Source organism: Geobacter anodireducens, from assembly GCA_001628815.1.
Taxonomy (GTDB): Bacteria; Desulfobacterota; Desulfuromonadia; order Geobacterales; family Geobacteraceae; genus Geobacter; species Geobacter anodireducens.
The window spans coordinates 2,620,006-2,636,977 of the sequence record CP014963.1; the positions used below are offsets into that span (position 1 = coordinate 2,620,006).

Consider the following 16,972-nt stretch of genomic DNA (forward strand, 5'->3'; position numbering starts at 1 on the left):
CGCGACTTTGCATCGGGATGTGCCAGACAGACTCACTCGGCGGCGGCAAAGGTGAGCGTAAAGGTTGTCCCCTCGCCCACCGCGCTTTCCACCGCGATGGCCCCGCCCACCGACTCCATGAGTTTGCGGGTGATGAACAGCCCCAGGCCGGTCCCCTCCCCCGGTTCCTTGGTGGTGAAAAAGGGAGTGAAGATGTGCCCCAGCAGTTCAGCCGGGATGCCGGGGCCCGTATCCGCCACCTGCACCGTTACTCCCCCTTTCCCGTTCCGGCTGGTGCGGATGAAGAGCGTTCCCCCCTCTCCCATGGCCTGGAGGGCGTTCATGACCAGGTTTATGATGACCTGCTTCACCCGGTTGGGGTCGGCGGCAATGACGGGGAGACGGTAATCCAGGTCTTCGATCACGGCGATGGAGCGTTTCCGGGCCTCGTAACGCAACAGGGTCATGGCCTCCCGGAGCACCTGGTTCACGTCCGATTCCCGGTGGTCGTGTGCGTCCCGCCGGGTAAAGGAGAGGATCCCCCTGGTCATGTCAGCCAGCCGGTGGGCCTCCTGGTTGACCCGCTCCACCATGTCGCGCACGAAATCGGGCAGCCCCTCTTCGCGGAGGATCATCTGGGTGGCCGAAACGATGACCGACAGGGGCGTGTTCAGCTCATGTACCACACCGGCCGCCATCCGGCCGAGCCCGGCCATTTTCTCGTTGAAGGCGAGAAGCTCCAGCAGTTCGCCCTCCACGGGGTCATTTTCTGCTCTGTACTTCGCACGCAGGTTTGCCATGAGTCCCCCCGGATCCGGTTTGGGGCCGAAGCGGAGAGCCCCACCATCCGTTAGGCACGAGGCATGCCAGAACGAAGATGCGATATATTCGCGCCCTTACGGCATCTCACCCCTGCCCGCCACCGTACGATGCCGCTTTTTGCATCATGGTGCTGCCCGCCATTTCAGCACAAAAAGGAAAGCCGCCCCGAAAAGGAGCGGCTCGTCTGTTCGCGATGCGGGAGCGGTCGCTAGTTGTAGGCCGACTCGGAGTGCTGGGTCTGGTCGAGGCCCATGATTTCGTCTTCCTTCTCCACCCGGAGGCCGATGGTCTTGTCGAGGATGAAGGCGATGGCCAGGGTTACGATGAAGGCATAGGCACCGGCGGCCGCGATCCCGATCAGGTTTGACATGAACTGGGCCGGTTCGCCGTAGATGAGCCCCTTGGCGCCGACGCTGGCCACCAAGCCGGTTGCCAGGGCGCCGAAGGTGCCGCCCACGCCGTGGACGCCGAAGGCATCGAGGGAGTCGTCGTACTTGAGCCTGGCCTTGACGAGGATCGCGCCGTAGCAGACCACGCCGGCGCCGAGGCCGATGATCACCGCCCAGCCGGGGGTGACGAAACCCGCGGCCGGCGTGACGCCGACCAGGCCGGCGACAACGCCCGATGCGAAGCCGAGGGCCGAGGGGCGGCCGGAGTGGATCCATTCGGCGATCATCCACGACAGGCCGGCCGCGGCAGGAGCAACCGTGGTGTTCACAAAGGCGAGCGCTGCGGTGCCGTTGGCTGCCAGGGCGCTGCCGGCGTTGAATCCGTACCAGCCGAACCAGAGCAGGCCGGCGCCCAGCAGGGTGAAGGGAAGGTTGTGGGGAGCCATCCGCTCGGTGGGAAAGCCGTGGCGCCTGCCGAGGAACACCAGGGCGGCAAGGGCGGAAACACCCGAGGCGAGGTGGACGACGGTGCCGCCGGCAAAGTCGAGGGCAGCCGGGGAAAGCTTGGCGATCCAGCCGCCGCCCCAGACCCAGTGGGCGATCGGATCATAGACGAGGGTCGTCCAGATGAGGGCGAACACGCAGTAGGCCGAGAACTTGATCCGCTCCGCCAGGGCACCGGAGATCAGGGCGATGGTGATGATGGCGAACATCCCCTGGAACATGGAGAAGGTGTATTCGGAGATGGTTCCCTGGAGCGACTCCAGGGTCAGCCCGTTCAGAAGCAGCTTGTTGAGCCCCCCCGCGAAACCGCCGATATCGGTGCCGAAGACGAGGCTGTACCCCATGACGTACCACTGCACGCCGACTATACCCATGGCGACGAACGAATGCATCATGGTCGAGAGGATGTTCTTGCTCCTCACCATGCCGCCGTAGAACAGGGCCAGACCGGGAAGCATCAGCAGGACCAGTGCCGACGAAATAAGCAGCCACGCGTTGTCGCCCGTATCGAGCCTGGCTGCCGGGGCGGAAGACGGCGCCGCCTCGGCCGGAGCTGCGACAGGGGCGGGAGCGGCCTGTTGGGCGGAGGTGGTGGCAGCCTGTACAGCGGCGGGCTCCGTGACTTCCTCGGCGAGAAGGGCGGCCGGGGCCATGAAGGCTGCGGCGGCCAGGGCCAGTGTGATGATCGAACGTTTCCACGTCATGATGGACCTCTGTTGATTTCTGTAATATCTCGTGCGATCAGATCGCTTCGTCACCCTTCTCACCGGTCCTGATCCTGACCGCCTCGTCCAGGGAAAGGATGAATATCTTGCCGTCGCCGATCCGTCCGGTCTTGGCGGTGCTTTCAATGGTCTCCACCGCCTTTGCCACCAGTTCGTCGACCACCGCGATCTCCAGCTTAACCTTGGGAATGAAGTCAACCACGTACTCGGCGCCGCGATACAGCTCGGTGTGTCCCTTCTGGCGGCCGAATCCCTTGACCTCGCTCACGGTGATCCCCTCGATGCCGATTTCGTTGAGAGCGTCCTTCACTTCATCCAGCTTGAACGGTTTGATTATTGCCTCGATCAGCTTCATTGCGTGCCTCCGTATGTGGACGCGGGACAGGAGCCGATCCTGCGCCTGGTGGAATGTGATGTCGAGCTGGGGGGTGAAGGTATTCTTCCTGCCGCCCACAGCTTCTCATCCTTTCCCTGCACTGTAAAAAAAGGCGCCTCCACTCATGGTGGAAGGCGCCTTTGCCTGGTTACTCGATTTCGCTGCATGAACGGGCACAGCGTTGTGCCGGATTGTTCGTGATCTGTTTAGCATAGGCCGTGCCACTCTTGCTCGCCTCGAATCGGGCACGTGATTACGGCATGTTACTGCACCACCGGTTGTTTCGGGCCATGCGAATAGGGGGCACGCCGATTACGCACCCCCTATTCTGCACATTATTTACGCACACCATGAACAGCGGCGCATCAGGCTGCCAGACGGTCATGCGTTCCCGCCGCGTAGAGCCTGCGAAGATCGTCATCGGAAAGGGGGCGTTTGGGTCGACTGCCCGCTCCGTTCTGCCCGACGCTGAAAGGGACATGTCCCGTGATGCATTCAACTATCGTAAAGGAGGAACAATTTGTTTATTTTTTCACTAAACATTTTTTAGTATCGGCCGATAAATTTCATAGCTCTCAAGCGACAACTTCTTCATCACTTGTTTACAGTGGGAGGTTTCAATGTTGGCTAAAAAACTGGCATTCAAGGTATTGGCGATCCTCGGGATATGCCTCTCGCTCGGCCTCTTCACGCTGGGGTCGGTGGCAGGATGGCTTCAGTTCAGGTCATCCCTCGATCTCCAGCTCAAGAATGCCCGTAACCTGGCAGGGCTCATCATCCACGACATTGACGGCTACATGATGAAGGGCGACTCCACTGAAGTGGACCGCTTCATCTCCGAGGTCAAGGGTAAGAAATTCATCATGGACCTCAGGATTTTCGACGAGCTTGCCAAAGAGGTGTCGCCGACCCCCTCCCAGACCCCCAACGCCAAGATCCAGCAGGCCATTGCCGCCGGCCGCACCCTTGAATTCAAGGAAACCATGGATGGCAAGCACACCCTGAGCCTCGTCCTTCCCTTCCCCAACGAGCAGCGCTGTCAGAGCTGTCACGACGCTGGCGCCGCCTACCTGGGCGGGCTCCTGGTCACCACCTCCATCGAAGAGGGCTATGTGGGCGCCCGCCACCTGCTCATCATGCTGGCCGTGGTGGGAACCGGTTTCTTTCTGGTGCTCCTGGCCTGCATGTACTTCTTCTTCAGCAAGACGATCATCGCACCCATTGCCGATGTCTCGCGCCAGGTGGACGAACTGGCCGGCGGCGGCGGCGATCTGACCAGGGTCCTGCCCGTACGGACCCAGGACGAGATCGGCAACCTGGCCAGCGGCATCAACCGGCTCACGTCGACCATCCAGGGCATCATCACCCGCATCGCCCAGAACGCGGCGCAACTGGCGGCGGCGGCGAGCCAGCTCAACGTTACGTCTGCGGACATGGCCCGGAGCATGGAGGCGATGGCCGGCCAGGCCACGACCGTTGCCACGGCCAGCGAGCAGATGGCCTCCACCTCCCAGGAGATCGCGGGAAGTTGTTCAATCGCCGCCGACGGCGCCATGCAGGCCACCGAAACGGCCCGGGACGGAGCGGAAGTGGTGGAACGGACCATCGCCGTCATGGCGAGCATCGCCGACCGGGTGAAGGACACGGCCCGGACCGTGGAAAGCCTCGGCAGCAGGAGCGACCAGATCGGCGAGATCATCGGCACCATTGAGGACATTGCCGACCAGACCAACCTGCTGGCCCTCAACGCCGCCATCGAGGCGGCCCGGGCCGGCGAACAGGGGCGCGGCTTCGCCGTGGTGGCCGACGAGGTCAGGGCCCTGGCCGAGCGCACCACCCGCGCCACGAAAGAGATCGGCTCCATGATCAAGAGCATCCAGCAGGAGACCCGCGGCGCGGTCACGTCCATGGAGGAGGGGGTTCACGAGGTCACCCGCGGCACCGACGAGGCCTCGCGCTCGGGCGAATCGCTCCAGGCAATCCTCCAGCGCGTCTCCGACGTGACCGGGCAGGTGAACCAGATCGCCACCGCCGCCGAAGAGCAGAACGCCACCACCGGCGAGATTACCAGGAACATCCAGGACATCACCGATACGGTCCAGAGCACGGCCCGCGGTGCGCAGGATTCGGCTCAGGCGGCCGGCCAACTGGCTGGCCTGGCCCGCGAGCTGCAGGAACTGGTGGGTAAATTCAGGATCGGGGCCTGAGGCATTTCCCCGGCGGTTGCGTGTCGACAGCCGCCGGGGGAACGGTGCGGCAGGGATCAGTCGGAAAAGTCGGCCAGGGTGCGGAGGGTTTCGGCCAATTCGGTCCGCGCCACGGCAAAGAGCTTGTCAAGCACGCGCACCGTCGGAGCGGGCGGATAGAGGGGCAACGCAACGCGGTAGATGAGGTCCAGGTAGCCGTCCTGCCGGTTCTCCTCCAGGAAAAGCATCCCGTAGGGAAGGATCGGCGCCGAGAGAAGCGCGTCCTCCATGACGGCATCATCGTCGCTCCAGAAGGGAATGATCATCTCCACGGAGAGGCAGAGCCCCACGCCGGTCAGGTCTTCGCCGGCAAAGACGAGCACCTCGTCCTGCTGGGAGCTGTCGGGCACGATCGCCTCCGGGCAGACCAGCCCGGCCGGGATGACCATGAGCCGCCCGTGCAGGGGATCCAGGCCGTAGGCCCACCCCTTTCGCTCCAGGTAGCGCTCCAGCGAGCGGTACGCCTTTTCCTGAAGACGCCCCACCCCGGCATAGAAGTGACCGCGAAACTCGTGACGCCGCAGAATGAGTTCGTCCAGGGCGATGAAATCATCTTCCCCCGCAACCGGACGCCCCGACCGCTTCTCCACGTTGTTCACCACCAGCCGCAACTGCGGTCGCTTCCGCTCGTCCTTGTCCTTGCTCATGCCGCCCCCGCTCCCCTTTCGTGGCTCCCGTCGGTACCCGTTCAAGATACCTTTCCGCGTTGCGCAGTGTCAACGGAAAGGAGCCGGCGCACCACGCGGCGCACCGTCGCCGCCGGCGCTCCCTTTTCAGATGACTTGTCAGACAGATTCGGGTACTCTTCCGGCCGGCGAATTACCACAACGGAGGCATCCATGGGCGTTCACGAGCTTACCCACCCGTTAGTCAGGCACAAGATCGGCCTCATGCGCGAGGCGGATATCAGCACCAAGAAATTCCGGGAACTTGCCGCCGAGCTGGCACGGTTGCTGGCCTACGAGGCATGCGGCGACTTCCCCCTGGAGGTCCGGACCATCACCGGCTGGGACGGCAACCCCGTGGAGATCGAGCAGATCAAGGGGAAGAAGGTGACGGTGGTGCCCATCCTGCGGGCCGGCATCGGTATGCTCGACGGGGTTCTCGACATGATCCCCAACGCCAAGGTGAGCGTGGTGGGACTCGCCCGCAACGAGGAAACCCTCGAAGCCCACACCTATCTGGAGAAGTTCGTGGGCAAGCTTGACGAACGGCTGGCCCTCATCCTCGACCCCATGCTCGCCACGGGCGGTTCCATGGAAGCAACCATCAGCATGCTCAAGCACAACGGCTGCCGCCAGATCCGGGTCCTGGCGCTGGTGGCGGCACCCGAGGGGCTCTCCCGGGTCACTGCCGCCCATCCCGACGTGGACATCTACGTGGCGGCCATTGACCGCTGCCTCAACGGACACGGCTACATCCTCCCCGGTCTCGGCGACGCTGGGGACAAGATCTTCGGCACCAAATAACTTCCCGCGGAGCATGCCATGACCCACCACCAGGAACCGGCCTGGCGCCAGGCCATCGCCGGCGCGCAGATCCTCTTCGTCGCCTTCGGCGCCCTCGTGCTGGTGCCGATCCTCACCGGGCTCAACCCGAGCATGGCCCTGCTGGGCGCCGGCATCGGCACCCTGATCTTCCAGGCATGCACCGGCCGCAAGGTCCCCATCTTCCTGGGTTCGTCCTTCGCATTCATCGCGCCGATCATCTACAGCGTCCAGACCTGGGGCATCCCGGCCACCCTGTCGGGGCTCTTCGCCTCCGGCGCGCTCTATCTGATGCTGGCCCTGCTCATCAAGTTACGGGGCGTCGCATTCATCCACCGGATCATGCCCCCCGTGGTGGTGGGCCCCATCATCATGCTCATCGGCCTGGGGCTCGCCGGCGTAGCGGTCAATCTGGCCATGGGCAAGACCGGCGACGGCAAGGCGGTGCTGGTGGACTACCAGACCGCCCTCCTGGTGGCCGGCGTATCGCTCGCCACTACCGTGGTCATCGCCCTGAAGGCAAAGGGGATCTTCCGGCTCATACCGATCCTTGCCGGGGTTGCCGTGGGCTACAGTCTCTCGGCGTTCCTGGGGCTGGTAAACTTCAGCGCCATCGCCGCGGCACCCTGGTTCGCCGTGCCTCCCTTCGTGACGCCCCAGTGGAGCTGGCCGGCGATCTTCTTCATGATCCCGGTGGCGCTGGCCCCGGCCATCGAGCATGTGGGCGACATCATCGCCATCGGCGCCGTTACGGGACGCGACTACACCGCCCGGCCGGGGCTCCACCGCACCATGCTCGGCGACGGGCTGGCGGTCTGCGTGGCCGGACTCATCGGCGGCCCACCGGTGACCACCTATTCCGAGGTGACCGGCGCGGTCATGATCACCCGCAACCACAACCCCGTCATCATGACCTGGGCCGCCTGCATCGCCATCCTCATGGCCTTTTTCGGCAAGTTCAACGCCCTGCTCCAGTCCATTCCCACCCCGGTCATGGGGGGATCATGATCCTGCTGTTCGGCAGCATCGCCGCCGTCGGCCTCAATACCCTCATCCATGCCCGGGTCGACATGCACCGGCCCCGCAACCTGGTGATCGTGTCGCTGGTACTCGTGTTCGGCATCGGTGGTCTGACCCTCCAGACCGGCTGGGTGACTCTCCAGGGGGTGAGCCTCTGCGGCATCACCGCCGTGCTCCTCAACCTCTTCCTGCCCAAGGAGAAAAGGGACAGCGCCCAACAGGCGTTCTGAACGTCCCTTGACGGACACCTCCCCCGTGATAGCATCTAGCTAGCCATCATCCGGACCACGGGAAGGGGGTCAATATGCCGAACGCCACCATCGACAGGGACGAACTGCGGAAAGAACTGGCCGACGGGGCACTCATCCTCATCGACGTGCTGCCCAAGGAATACTACGGGGAGTGTCACGTGGCAGGCGCCTGCAATGCCTGCGTCCACGAAGTGACGTTTCTGGACCAGGTGAAGGCCATAACCGCCGACAAGGACGCGGCCATCGTGGTTTACGGGTCGAGCGGCCGCTCCCGGGATGCGGCGGTGGCGGCGGAGAAGCTGGCGGAGGCAGGCTATCGCAACGTGCGGGCCTTCACCGGCGGCCTCCACGAATGGCGCGCCGCCGGCCTGCCGGTGAACGAAGCCCCGGAACAGGCCGTGCCGGCACCGACACTCCGGGACGGGACCTACTGGGCCGACCCGGCCAAAAGCATGCTCCACTGGACCGGCCGCAACATCAACGGCCGGCATCACGGCACCATCGCCGTGGCAAGCGGCGAACTGACCATGTCCGGGGGGACGCCCGTCACCGGACAGGTGGTCGTGGACATGACCGCCATCGTCGACGTCGATCTGGCCGACAGCGCCCTGAACCGCCTTCTGGTCGCCCACCTGCAATCGGATGACTTCTTCGACACCGCCCGCCACCCCACCGCCACCTTCGATCTGACCGGGGCCGAGCCGCTGCCGGACGCCACCCCCGGCACCCCCAACTACCGGATCACAGGGGCACTTACCATCAGGGGAACGAGCCACCCCGTCGCCTGTCCCGCCCTCATCGCACCCCGGCAGGACGGCGGCGTCACGGCCCAGGCATGTCTCGACCTGGACCGGACCCGCTGGAACGTCAACTACGGCTCAGGCAAGTTCTTCGAAAAACTGGGGATGCACCTGGTCAACGACCTGATCAGCGTGGAACTCCACCTGGTGGGATACTGAAAAAGGGCGGCCCGTGGGCCGCCCTGCTCTCGATCACTCCTGCTTCTCGAAATTCCCCTTTTCCTGGCACTGGGGACACTTCTGGGGCTTACAGCGCCCCTCCTTGGTGAAGCCGCAGGTTCCGCACTTCCAGGTTGCCATGCTGTTGTCTCCTTTCTTATTTCCCGTTCTCCAGCTTGATCTCCTGAACCGTGCCGAAAGTGGAGAGGGGTTTGTCGAATGTCTTGTCGTCACCAACCACGAGAATGGTCAGCCGGTCGGGGTGCAGGTAGGTCCGCGCCGCGCGGAGGACATCTTCCTTGGTGATCCGGGCGATATTGGCCCGGTAGTTTTCCAGATAGCCGTCGGGATAGCCGTAGAATTCGAGTCGGGCCCGCTGGTTGGCTATGAAATCGGGGCGGGTGAACCCGAAGATGAACGAATTGATGATCGCATTCTTGGCCAGGGCCAACTCCTGATCGGTCACCGGCTCTTTCCGCATGCCTTCGATAATGTCACGCATGAGAGCGATGGCCTTGGCCGTGGATTCGCTCTTGGTTTCCGTTTCGGCTTCGAAGGTGCCCACGAAGCGGCGCCCCACGTCGAAGGAGGCGCTCACGTTGTAGGCCAGCCCCTGGTTGGAGCGGATCTCGGTGGTGAGCCGCGAGGTGAAGCCGCCCCCCAGGATGTAGTCCATGACCCTGATGGCGTAGAGGTCCGGATTGTTCTTGTCGATCCCCAGGTGCCCCATGCGGATGGCCGACTGGTTCACCTCCTTGCGCACCAGGAGCACGGCGGGCTTCATCTCCCGGGACGGTTCGGCCACGGGCGGGAAGTCGACATTCTCCTCTTTCCAGCCGGCAAAGGCTTTTTCCAGGAGCTTCACCAGTTCCGTGGGGTCAAAGTCGCCGGCAGCGGCGATGACAACGTTGCCGGGACGGAAGTAGCGGGCGTGAAACGCCGCCAGATCGTCGCGGGTGATGGCCTGGACCGTGGCCACCGTGGGGAAGCGCCCCAGGGGGTGGCCGGGATAGAGGGCCTTCTGGAGCTCGCGGTCGGCGATCCCCTTGGAGTCGTCGTTCTGGCGGCGGATGGCCTCGATGGTACGGTTCTTTGCCAGGGCGACCCGGTCTTCCCGGAAGGCCGGGTTCATCATCACCCGGGCGAACAGCTCCAGGGTCCGGGGCAGGTTGCGGGACAGGGACGCCAGGGAGACATTCCCCGCATCGCCGCCGATGCCAGCCTCAACCGAGGAGGCCATGAACTCAAGCTCCGCGTCCAGGGCCTCGGGTGCCATATCCTTTGTGCCGCCGCTCCGCATAACCGCGCCGGTGAGCCCGGCAAGGCCCGCCTTGTCGGCCGGCTCATAGATGCTCCCCACGTTCACGTAGGCCGTGAGGCTCACCACGGGCAATTCCCGGTCCGGGAGCATGTGGACGACCATGCCGTTGTTCAGCACCGCCCGCTCGGTCCGGGGCACCTCGAAGGCCAGCTTCGGAAAGGTCATGGTGCGGGGGTCGGCCTTGGCTGCCGTGGGAACCTCGGCGCCCAGGGCGGCAAGGGGTACGAGTACCAGAAATGCTAAGAACAGGGCGAAACGTTGCGTAATGGTCATTCGTGCGTCCTCGTTCGCGATAAGGTTGGCTGTGCCGCTACTTTACGTCGTCCTTCTTCGTGATGACCCCCACGGTCCGGTTCTCTCGGACGAAATACTTCCGGGCCACCCGGATCACATCGTCGGGGGTCACCTTGGCCACCTCCCTGCGGTGCTCGATCAGGTACCGCCAGGAGCCGGTCACGGCCTCGTACTCGGTCAGGTTACGGGCGAGCCCGCCGTTGGAGATCATCTGCCGGCTCTCCTCGTATTCCAGGCGATTGAGGATCTGCGCCAGCTCCCGCTCGGTCATGGGCTCCTTCTTGAGCCGCTCCAGCTCCTCGTAGATGGCATCCTCCACCTCCTTGGCCGTGTGGGGCGCGCGGGGGGTGGCGGCCACCACGAAGAGGTTGGGGTAGCGGCTCCCCGGGGCCGAGAAGGCGGAGACCTCGGCGGCCAGTTGCTTCTCCACCACCAGCTTCTTGTAGAGGCGCGAGGTGCGGCCGTCAGCCAGGATCATGTCGATCACGTCAAAGACGTAGTCGTCGGGATTGGGCAGGGTCGGCTTGTGGAAGCCGATCAGCAGTTCCGGCTCGGCATCCGCCAGGATCTCCACCCGCCGCTCGCCCTGCTGGGCGGGCTCCACCACGGCCACCGGCCCCACAAGGGTTCCCGGCGGGATATCGCCGAAGTACTTTTCAACCAGGGCGATGGTCTTGTCCGGGTCAATGTCCCCCACCAGGGCAACGATGGCGTTGTTGGGCTTGTAGTACCGGCGGAAGAACTCCTCGGCCTTGGTCCTGGTCAGGTTTTCCAGGTCTGACATCCAGCCGATGATCGGCTGGCCGTAGGGATGGGCATTATAGGTGACGGCCACGAAGGTCTCCCAGAGCTTGGACCCCGGCTCCGTGTCGTAGGAGCGGCGCCGCTCCTCCATGACCACGTCACGCTCGGTGTAGAACTCGCGCAGCACCGCGTTCTGCATCCGGTCCCCCTCGATGGCGGCCCAGAGCTCCAGCTTGTTGGACGGCATGTTGATCAGGTAGGTGGTGCCGTCCTTGCCGGTCATGGCGTTGTAGCCGGCCCCGCCGTTGCGGGCGTAGATCTCGGCAAACTCCTCCTTGATCACGTACTTCCCGGCCTCGGCCTCCAGGGCGTTGAGCTTCTTGCGGAGGTCATCCACCCGTCCGGCGTCGGCCCGGGCGCCCTTGGCCTTTTCGGCGATCAGGGCCTGGGCCGTCTCTTCGATCTTGTCCAGGAGCGGCTTTTCGGCGGCATAATCCTTCGTGCCGAGGGTCTTGGTCCCCTTGAACAGCATGTGCTCCAGCAGGTGGGCGATTCCCCGCTCGTCGCTGCGCTCGTCCACGCTCCCCACCCGGAACCGGATCCACGCGGCCACCGTGGGCGACGTGTGGCGTTCCACCATGAGAAGCTTCATCCCGTTTTTCAGGGTATGCTCCCGCACCCGCTCCTCAAGGCCCGCGCCGAAGGCCGGGAGGATGACAACCAACGCCAGCAGCATTTGCACTGCGATGCACATAGCCGATCTTTTCATGTCCTACCTCAGTAGAGAGTGATTGCCGGGTCGTTCCGGCCGTCAGAACAGCGAAAACTTCACGTACCGCTTGGGGTTTTCCTTGATGTCCAGCACCAGCAGGTCCAGGTCGCCCACCATCCGGTTGAGCTTGTCGTAGAGCTCCTTGTCGGACAGGAGCTTGCCGGCGGTCCCCTCGCCCCGCTGGAGGCGCGTGGTGATTTCTTCCAGGGAAGAGAGGGAGCGGTCGGCCCGGTCGATGAGGCTCATCCCCTTGTCGTAGAAGCCCCGGTCGGCCAGGAGCAGCCCCAGAGTCCCCTCCTTGGCCACCAGCTTGCGGTTCAGCTCCCGCACCTCGTCCGCGGCCCCGCCGGCCTTGTCGGCCACGGCCACCAGCTTGTCGTAGAGCTCCCGGTCGCGAATGAGCTTGCTCAGGGTCCCCTCCGACGACTGGATCTCCGCCAGGGTGCTGTCGGTCCGCGCCAGGATGTTCATGAGCCGGTCATAGGGCTCGCGGCTCCGGTTGAGCATGCCGAGGGTCCCCTCCCCCCGGTTCACGGAGTCGGCAATGGTGTTCAGCTCCACCGTGAGCCGCACCAGATTGTCATAGAGCTTGGGGTCGCTGGCAAAGCGCCCCAGGGTCCCCTCGCCCCGCTCGGTCTTGGCCACCACGGCGTTGACCCGTTCGAAGGCCTCTCCCGCCTTCTGGACCACGTCGTCGAGCTTGGGGAGGCTGGTGCCCTGGAGCCGCGTTTCAGGCGTGGCGATAATCTGGCGGGTGGGGGTGATGTCCACGTACTTTTCCCCCAGGAGCCCGCGGGTCTTGACGGTGATGACCGAGTCGCGGCCGATCTTCTTCAGGGCCTCCTTGTCCACTTCCAGCACCGCCTCCACCTCGTTGCTCTGCTCGGGGCGCTCGAAGCGGATGTCGGTGACGATGCCCACGTCGACCCCGGCCAGCCAGACCGGCGCGCCCACCTTGAGTCCGGCCACGTCGGTCATGATCACCGACAACCTCCCCTTGGGCACGAAGAACTTGGTCTTGTCCCCCATGATCAGGACCCCGCCGGCAAAAAAGGCCAGGGCCGCCAGGACGAACAGCCCGCCCCGCACCTGGGACCACGATATGGTGTCGCTTCGTTTCATGAACTGTCCTCTGTGCTATTCGTTATTTCTGAAGAGCGACGCCTCCGACGGCTTCAGGAACTCGCGGATATCGGGCACGCCGCACCGGCGCATCTCTTCCTCGGTCCCCTCGAAGAGGAGCCGCGCGTCATGGAGGAACGAAAATCGCTCGGACACGGCAAAGGCGGTTTCCAGGTCATGGGTGACCATCAGGGTGGTTTTCCCCTCCCCCTGCAGACCGAGCATCAGGTGCTGGATGTTGTAGACCCCCACCGGGTCGAGGCCGGTGGTGGGCTCGTCGAAGAAAATGTAACGCGGCTCGGCGGCCAGGGCCCGGGCGATGGCCACCCGCTTTTTCATGCCGCCGGAGAGCTCGGCCGGATAGAAGTCGATGGAGTGCTCGAGCCCCACGAAGGAGAGCTTTTCCAGCACGATCCGCTCAATCTCCCCCTCGCTGAGGCGCCCCTCTTCCAGCAGCCGGTAGCCCACGTTTTCTCCCACCGTGAGGGAGTCGAAGAGCGCCCCCCCCTGGAAGACGATGGCGATCTGCTTCCGGAGCCGGATCAGCTCGCTCTCGCTCAGGCTCCCGATGGGAATGCCGTCGATGGAGATGGTCCCGGCCTGGGGGCGGATGAGTCCCAGCATGAGCCGCAGGATGGTGGTCTTGCCGGCCCCGCTCCGTCCCAGGATGGTGCGGTTCACGCCCGGCGCGAGAAACAGGTCGAACTCCGTGAGGATCGTCCGCCCGCCCACGGAGTAGGAAACCTTGTCCATCCTGATGCCCTGTTCGCCTCCGCTCACGTCGTCGCCCTCACCGGAACACGATGAATATCTTGGTCATGAAAAAATCAGCCACCAGCACCATGACCGATGAGAGGACCACTGCCCGCTTGGCCGACGTCCCCACCCCTTCGGCGCCGCCACGGGTGGAAAGCCCCACGTAACAGCCGATGAGTGCGATGAGGGTGCCGAAGACAAAGGGTTTCATCACCCCCTCGATGAGGTCCTGGAACACCATGAACTGGGGCAGGGACTTCCAGTACATGAGGAGGTTGATATCATACCCCGCCGCAATGATGTACCCGCCCAGCAGGGCCACCGCGTCGGTGACCAGGGCCAGCATGGGCATGGCCAGCATCAGTGCCTTGAGGCGGGAGGTGACCAGCCGGCTGACGATGTCGGTCCCCTCCACCCGCATGGCGTCCACCTGCTCGGTCACCACCATGGTGCCCAACTCGGCGGTGATGGACGAGCCGACCCGGCCCGCGACCATGAGGGAGGAGAGGACCGGCCCCAGTTCCTTTACCATGGTCACCGCCACCATCCCCCCCACGTAGCTGGTGGCGGCGAAGGGCTTGAGCTGGATCAGTGCCTGGAGCGCCATGACCATGCCGGTGAACAGCCCCGTGAGGCAGATGATGAAGAGGGAGCCGACGCCCATCTTGTCGAACTGGATGACGAATTCCCGGTAGTAGCCGGGGCGGCGGAAGATGCGCACCACGGCCCTGAGCGAAAGGACGCAGAACGCCTGGAATTCGGCGAGAAAGCTCTTGACGGTTTGTTCAATGGAGGTCAATGGCATCGGTTGTCACTGGAGCGCGGCAGCCACCGCCTCGTGCACGTCATCCACAAAGATGAAGGTAAGCTCATTCTTCACGTCGTCGGGGATATCCTCAAGGTTCTCCCGGTTGCGCGAGGGCGCCACCACGGTCTTGACCCCGGCCCGCCGGGCCGCCAGGACCTTCTCCTTAAGGCCGCCGATGGCCAGCGCCCGGCCGGTGAGGCTGATCTCGCCGGTCATGGCCACGTCGCGTCGGGCCGGTCGTCCCGACAGCAGCGACACGATGGCGGTCACCATGGTGAGCCCGGCGGACGGGCCGTCCTTGGGAATGGCCCCGGCCGGCACGTGGATGTGGAGATCGGTGTCCTCGAAGGCCCCCTCGTCGATCCCCCAGTCAGCGCAGGTGGCGCGCACGTAGGAAAGGGCGGTCCGGGCCGACTCCTTCATCACGTCCCCCAGGCTGCCGGTCAGGATCAGATCCCGCTTGCCCTTCATGCGGGTCGCCTCCACGAAGAGGATGTCTCCGCCGGTCTCGGTCCAGGCGAGCCCCGTCACCACGCCGACCCGATCCTGCTCCGCCGCCACCTCGTTAAAGAAGGTGCGGGGCCCCAGAAACTCCTCCACCACCTGGGGGGTGATGGTCTCCCGCAGGGGCTTGCCCTGGGTGATCTCCTTGGCCACCTTGCGGCAGACCGACGCGATGTTCCGCTGCAGGTTGCGCACCCCGGCCTCCCGGGTGTAGTCGCCGATGATCTTGTAAATGGCGGCAGACGCAAAGGCGGGGGGGGTGGCGGAGAGGCCGTTTTCCTCCACCTCCTTGGGGATGAGGTAGCGGACCGCGATCTTTTCCTTCTCCTCGTCGGTGTAGCCCGACAGCCGGATCACCTCCATCCGGTCCCTGAGAGCCGCCGGCACCGGGTCCAGCAGGTTGGCCGTGGTGATGAACATGACATTGGAGAGATCGAAGGGCACGTCCAGATAGTGGTCGGTGAAGGTGCTGTTCTGTTCCGGGTCGAGCACCTCCAGGAGTGCGCTCGCCGGGTCGCCCCGGAAGTCGAGGCCGATCTTGTCCACCTCGTCGAGCATGAAGACCGGATTGTTGCTGCCGCAGCGGAAAATCTCCTGGATGATCCGGCCCGGAAGCGCGCCGATATAGGTGCGGCGATGGCCGCGAATTTCCGCCTCGTCCCGCATCCCCCCCAGGGACATCCGGATGAACTTCCGCCCCAGGGCTCGGGCGATGGACTTGCCGAGGCTCGTCTTTCCCACCCCCGGCGGGCCCACGAAGCAGAGGATCGGCCCCTTCATCCTCTCGCGCAGGGTCCGGACGGCCAGGTATTCGAGAATCCGTTCCTTGACCTTTTTCAGGTCGTAGTGGTCTTCGTCCAGCACCGCCTCGGCCTGGTTGATGTCATGGTTGTCCGCCGTCGACCTGCCCCAGGGCATGCCGGCCAGGTAGTCCAGATAGGTGCGGGCCACCGTGTATTCGGGGGATGAAGGATTGATCCGGTCCAGCCGCTTGAGTTCCTTGTCGGCGATCTTGCGGACCTCGTCGGGCATGCCGGCGTTCTGGATCCGGCTCCGCAGTTCGGCCATCTCGGTGCCGCGCGGGTCCTCCTCGCCAAGCTCCTCCTGGATCTGCTTCATCTGCTCCCGCAGCAGGTACTCCTTCTGGCTCTTCCCCACCCGGCGGGTCACTTCGGCCTGCACTTCGCCCTTCACCTGGAGCCGCTGCACCTCGGCGGTCAGGTGCATGTACACCTTCTTGAGCCGCTCCAGGGGGTCCACGGTCTCCAGGAGCCGCTGCTGCTCGTCCAGGGCGAGATTGACGTAGAGGGCCACCAGGTCCGCCAGCCGGGCCGGGTTGTCGATCAGGTCGATCATCTTCATGACGTCGTCCGGCAGGGGACGACCGTACGAAAGGGCGATCTTGAGGAGCGCGTTGAGGCTCTGGACCAGGGCTTCGGAAACCACCGACTTTTCGAAGAACTCGTGGATCGCTTCGCAACGGACCTGGATGTGGGGGAGCGTATCCGCCACGTCCAGGATCCGGACCCGCACGACCCCCTCCAGGACCACCTTGCCGCCCCCCTCGGGGAGCCGGTAGATCTGGTTCACCTTGCAGAGGGTGCCGATCTCGCAGAGCTGCGGTGCCTGGCCGGACGCCGCCTCTTCCCGGGTCCGGGCGAGCACCACCATCTGCTCGTGGCCGAGCATGTCCTCGAACGCGGTCAGTTCGTCGTCCTTGAGGAACAGCGGGAAGATCATATAGGGAAAGGCTACGATCTCCCGGATGGGGAAGAGCGGAAGAACGGCGGGAACTGATATCGACACGGACTCGGACATGGAACCTGATCCTCTGGTCGAGCGGCTCGCGGTGGCGGCAGAGTACTGAAAGAGTAGCCTCTGAAGCCGCGCCTG

14 protein-coding genes and 1 pseudogene are annotated in these 16,972 nt (G+C 64.3%); 4 read left to right on the forward strand and 11 right to left on the reverse strand.

Annotated elements, in window-relative coordinates; translation table 11 throughout:
• Positions 1–32: 32 nt before the first annotated feature.
• The 3 genes from A2G06_11985 to A2G06_11995 all read right to left on the reverse strand — a co-directional run bounded on the left by A2G06_11985 (position 33) and on the right by A2G06_11995 (position 2,774).
• Positions 33–779 carry a two-component sensor histidine kinase gene (locus tag A2G06_11985; GenBank protein ID ANA40870.1) on the reverse strand — a complete coding sequence of 249 codons (747 nt, stop codon included), beginning with the start codon at positions 777–779 and terminating at the stop codon, positions 33–35.
• Positions 780–1,009: 230 nt separating this feature from the next.
• Positions 1,010–2,398, reverse strand: coding sequence for an ammonium transporter (locus A2G06_11990; GenBank protein ID ANA40871.1), 1,389 nt, complete (start codon positions 2,396–2,398; stop codon positions 1,010–1,012).
• A gap of 37 nt (positions 2,399–2,435) precedes the next feature.
• Positions 2,436–2,774, reverse strand: coding sequence for a transcriptional regulator (locus A2G06_11995; GenBank protein ANA41676.1), 339 nt, complete (start codon positions 2,772–2,774; stop codon positions 2,436–2,438).
• Between the two features lie 641 nt (positions 2,775–3,415).
• On the opposite strand from A2G06_11995, the gene A2G06_12000 reads away from it, so the two are divergent.
• Positions 3,416–5,002 (forward strand): chemotaxis protein, encoded by a 1,587-nt coding sequence (locus A2G06_12000; GenBank protein ID ANA40872.1) that lies wholly within the window; start codon positions 3,416–3,418, stop codon positions 5,000–5,002.
• Between the two features lie 56 nt (positions 5,003–5,058).
• Here the strand turns inward: A2G06_12000 and A2G06_12005 are convergent, their stop codons facing one another.
• On the reverse strand, positions 5,059–5,688 hold the full coding sequence (locus A2G06_12005; protein ID ANA40873.1) for a hypothetical protein: 630 nt from the start codon (positions 5,686–5,688) through the stop codon (positions 5,059–5,061).
• A gap of 192 nt (positions 5,689–5,880) precedes the next feature.
• Here A2G06_12005 and upp point away from each other — a divergent pair, with 192 nt between their 5' ends.
• From upp to A2G06_12020, 3 genes and pseudogenes are all read left to right on the forward strand, one after another.
• Positions 5,881–6,510, forward strand: a complete 630-nt coding sequence (gene upp / locus A2G06_12010) for a uracil phosphoribosyltransferase (protein ANA40874.1) — start codon at positions 5,881–5,883, stop codon at positions 6,508–6,510.
• A gap of 18 nt (positions 6,511–6,528) precedes the next feature.
• Positions 6,529–7,778 (forward strand): annotated as a pseudogene (locus A2G06_12015) (uracil permease).
• A 74-nt stretch (positions 7,779–7,852) separates the two neighbouring features.
• A complete protein-coding gene (locus A2G06_12020; GenBank protein ANA40875.1) occupies positions 7,853–8,758 on the forward strand; it encodes a sulfurtransferase in 906 nt (301 codons plus the stop codon).
• Positions 8,759–8,791: 33 nt separating this feature from the next.
• Here the strand turns inward: A2G06_12020 and A2G06_12025 are convergent, their stop codons facing one another.
• From A2G06_12025 to A2G06_12055, 7 genes are read right to left on the reverse strand one after another with little or no spacing between them, the layout of a single operon-like run.
• A complete protein-coding gene (locus A2G06_12025) occupies positions 8,792–8,899 on the reverse strand; it encodes a rubredoxin (GenBank protein ID ANA40876.1) in 108 nt (35 codons plus the stop codon).
• A 16-nt stretch (positions 8,900–8,915) separates the two neighbouring features.
• Positions 8,916–10,352 (reverse strand): peptidase M16, encoded by a 1,437-nt coding sequence (locus tag A2G06_12030; protein ID ANA40877.1) that lies wholly within the window; start codon positions 10,350–10,352, stop codon positions 8,916–8,918.
• A 37-nt stretch (positions 10,353–10,389) separates the two neighbouring features.
• Positions 10,390–11,886 (reverse strand): peptidase M16, encoded by a 1,497-nt coding sequence (locus A2G06_12035; GenBank protein ID ANA40878.1) that lies wholly within the window; start codon positions 11,884–11,886, stop codon positions 10,390–10,392.
• A gap of 42 nt (positions 11,887–11,928) precedes the next feature.
• Complete coding sequence (locus A2G06_12040) at positions 11,929–13,011, reverse strand: ABC transporter substrate-binding protein (GenBank protein ID ANA40879.1); 1,083 nt, start codon at positions 13,009–13,011, stop codon at positions 11,929–11,931.
• A 15-nt stretch (positions 13,012–13,026) separates the two neighbouring features.
• Entirely contained in the window at positions 13,027–13,791 is a 765-nt protein-coding gene (locus A2G06_12045) for an ABC transporter ATP-binding protein (GenBank protein ID ANA40880.1), read from the reverse strand.
• A 10-nt stretch (positions 13,792–13,801) separates the two neighbouring features.
• The gene (locus tag A2G06_12050) at positions 13,802–14,572 is read right to left on the reverse strand and encodes an ABC transporter permease (protein ID ANA40881.1); all 771 of its coding nucleotides are present in this window, start codon (positions 14,570–14,572) and stop codon (positions 13,802–13,804) included.
• Between the two features lie 6 nt (positions 14,573–14,578).
• The gene (locus A2G06_12055) at positions 14,579–16,897 is read right to left on the reverse strand and encodes an endopeptidase La (protein ANA40882.1); all 2,319 of its coding nucleotides are present in this window, start codon (positions 16,895–16,897) and stop codon (positions 14,579–14,581) included.
• Between the last annotated feature and the right edge of the window lie 75 nt (positions 16,898–16,972).

Excerpts from the sequence above, each read along its gene's own strand:
- A2G06_12040 (ANA40879.1), bottom strand. The coding sequence starts at position 13,011 with ATGAAACGAAGCGACACCATATCGTGGTCCCAGGTGCGGGGCGGGCTG.
- A2G06_11995 (ANA41676.1), bottom strand. The coding sequence starts at position 2,774 with ATGAAGCTGATCGAGGCAATAATCAAACCGTTCAAGCTGGATGAAGTG.
- A2G06_12025 (ANA40876.1), bottom strand. The coding sequence starts at position 8,899 with ATGGCAACCTGGAAGTGCGGAACCTGCGGCTTCACCAAGGAGGGGCGC.
- A2G06_12005 (ANA40873.1), bottom strand. The coding sequence starts at position 5,688 with ATGAGCAAGGACAAGGACGAGCGGAAGCGACCGCAGTTGCGGCTGGTG.
- A2G06_11985 (ANA40870.1), bottom strand. The coding sequence starts at position 779 with ATGGCAAACCTGCGTGCGAAGTACAGAGCAGAAAATGACCCCGTGGAG.
- A2G06_12055 (ANA40882.1), bottom strand. The coding sequence starts at position 16,897 with ATGTCCGAGTCCGTGTCGATATCAGTTCCCGCCGTTCTTCCGCTCTTC.
- A2G06_12020 (ANA40875.1), top strand. The coding sequence starts at position 7,853 with ATGCCGAACGCCACCATCGACAGGGACGAACTGCGGAAAGAACTGGCC.
- A2G06_12030 (ANA40877.1), bottom strand. The coding sequence starts at position 10,352 with ATGACCATTACGCAACGTTTCGCCCTGTTCTTAGCATTTCTGGTACTC.
- upp (ANA40874.1), top strand. The coding sequence starts at position 5,881 with ATGGGCGTTCACGAGCTTACCCACCCGTTAGTCAGGCACAAGATCGGC.
- A2G06_12000 (ANA40872.1), top strand. The coding sequence starts at position 3,416 with ATGTTGGCTAAAAAACTGGCATTCAAGGTATTGGCGATCCTCGGGATA.
- A2G06_12035 (ANA40878.1), bottom strand. The coding sequence starts at position 11,886 with ATGAAAAGATCGGCTATGTGCATCGCAGTGCAAATGCTGCTGGCGTTG.
- A2G06_11990 (ANA40871.1), bottom strand. The coding sequence starts at position 2,398 with ATGACGTGGAAACGTTCGATCATCACACTGGCCCTGGCCGCCGCAGCC.
- A2G06_12050 (ANA40881.1), bottom strand. The coding sequence starts at position 14,572 with ATGCCATTGACCTCCATTGAACAAACCGTCAAGAGCTTTCTCGCCGAA.